We start from the raw sequence: 2,161 nt of genomic DNA, 5'->3' as shown, positions 1-2,161 counted from the left end.
CGCCATCACGCCGACGATGATGAACAGATTTATCGCCACGGCGAGGTCGGCATAGAGGCCGAAGCGGCCGTAGCTCACGAACATGAAGATGAGCACGGCGGCGGTGGCGACGATGCTGGCGATCACGCCCTTCTGAATCGAGTCCCTGCCGAGATCGGGGCCGACCGAGCGCTCCTCCACGATCCGCAAATTGACCGGCAGGCTGCCGGATTTCAGCGAGATGGCGAGGCTGTTGGCGCTGTCGACGGTGAAGCTGCCGCTGATCTGGGCGGTGCCGCCAAGGATCGGCTCGTGGATGTTGGGCGCGGAGAGGACGACATTGTCGAGGATGATCGCGAACGGCTTGCCGACATTCTCCTGGGTGACCCGCGCGAAGCGGCGGGTGCCGTTGCCGTCGAAGGTGATGTCGACGACGGCGCGGCCGTCCTGCTGGTCGAAGCCCTGGCGGGCATCCGAGATCATGTCGCCGGTGATGATAGGACGGCGCTGGACGGCGATGCGGGCGCCCGGCCCGCCTTCGGCATAAGGCAATATCTGGCTGCCGATCGGGGCGCGGCCCGAGCGGATCTGCTCCGGCGTGACGGTGAGATCGACCAGGTGGAATTCGAGCCGCGCGGTGCGGCCGATCAGCGCCTTGAGCTGGTCGGGATTCTGCAGGCCCGGCACCTCGACGAGGATGCGGTTGGCGCCCTGGCGCTGGATGGTCGGCTCGCGCGTGCCGAGTGCGTTGATGCGCCGGTCGATGACGTCGCGCGCCCCGGTCATCGCCTGGTTGATCGCATTGTCGAGCCCGGCCTGGGTCGGGCGCAGGGTGACCCGATTGCCCTGGTTGGTGACGTCCCATTCGCGCACGCCGCCGAACCCGCTCGGCCGGGTCGCGTCGCGGACGACCTGCAGCGCGGTGTCGACCTGGGTCGGATCGCGGACGACGAAGCTCAGCTGGCCGCCCGCGGTCGAGACCTCGCCGATGTCGATCGAGGGGTTGTTGCCCCGCAGCGCCCGGCGGACCGTATCCTCGATCAGGGTGGCGCGCACCCGGGCGACGTCGCCCGTATCCGCCTCCAGCAGCAAGTGACTGCCGCCGGCGAGGTCTAGGCCGAGATTGACGTGGATGCGCTGCGCCCAGCCGGGGAGATAGTCCGAGACGCTCGGCGGCAGCAGGCTGGGCACGGAAAGGAGGATGCCGAAAGCGAGGATCGCCCAGATCCCGATCACCTTCCAACGCGGGAAATTCAGCATCAGTCGTTCGCCGCCTTGGCGCCGTGCGGTCGGACGTCGCTCAGCATCGACTTCACCACCCGCACCCTGACGCCCTGCGCGACCTCGAGCTCGACCTCATTCTCGTCGACCTTGGTGACCTTGCCGATCAGCCCGCCGCTGGTGACCGCGATGTCGCGCGGCTTGACCGCGCCGAGCATCGTCTGATGCTGCTTCACGCGCTTCTGCTGCGGGCGGATCATCAGGATGTAGAAGATGACGAGGATGGCGAGCCAGGGCAGGAAGGTGACCCAGGCCGGCGGGCCGGCGCCGGCGGCGCTGCTGTTGGTCGCCTGAGCAAAAGCTGGGGATTCGAACATGACTTCCTACCTGGAGAGGAGGCGGCGCGGAGGCGCTCGTCCTGAAAGCGCGGTGCGCCTATCATGGGGAGGGGCGATTGCCAAGGCAAGGCGGGCGGCCGCGATTGCCGAAGCGGGACGGGAGTGCGCTTCGGCGAGCGGGTTTGGATTGGCCTATTTTCTAAATCACGAAGAAATAGAAGAATCCGCGGTCCCGGCGGGAGCCACGTTCCTGGCACGACAATGAAACCCGATTCCGGCCCAGCGGAAAAGCGGCTCTACTTTTTCTATTTTGCGGACAGATAGAAAGCGGCGCAGAGAGGAGCGTGCCCGCGGCATCATGGGAGCCATGAAAAAGCGCCCGCGCGGCATCTGCCGGGGGCGCAGCTTCGACCATCAATTTCGCCGCCGCGTTTACACCATGGACCGGCGCGCGGCAAGTTTTCGAGGCGTTTTTGCGCGCTCTCCCGTCATGCTGAACTTGATGCAGCATCCGCCTTCCTTGCGAAGATGATCAGCGTCGACGTGCCATGGGCGAGCAATTTGCCCTCGGCCGAGCGGATATATGCCTCCACGGTTGCGATCGTGCGGCCGCGGCTCAGCTC

2 protein-coding genes are annotated in these 2,161 nt (G+C 66.3%); both read right to left on the bottom strand.

Going from position 1 to position 2,161, the window contains the following annotated elements; translation table 11 throughout:
• Positions 1–1,239 (bottom strand): protein translocase subunit SecD (secD, locus tag JOY90_RS35950; protein ID WP_291695836.1); only part of this gene is annotated, 1,239 nt, incomplete at its 3' end.
• Positions 1,239–1,577, bottom strand: a complete 339-nt coding sequence (yajC, locus tag JOY90_RS35945; protein WP_291695835.1) for a preprotein translocase subunit YajC — start codon at positions 1,575–1,577, stop codon at positions 1,239–1,241. The genes secD and yajC, both read right to left, overlap by 1 nt.
• Between the last annotated feature and the right edge of the window lie 584 nt (positions 1,578–2,161).

The sequence above is a fragment of the Bradyrhizobium sp. genome (assembly GCF_019242285.1).
Classification (GTDB): Bacteria; Pseudomonadota; Alphaproteobacteria; order Rhizobiales; family Xanthobacteraceae; genus Bradyrhizobium.
Note: the sequence above shows the minus strand (reverse complement) of the source record. Positions and strands in the feature narration are given on the sequence as shown.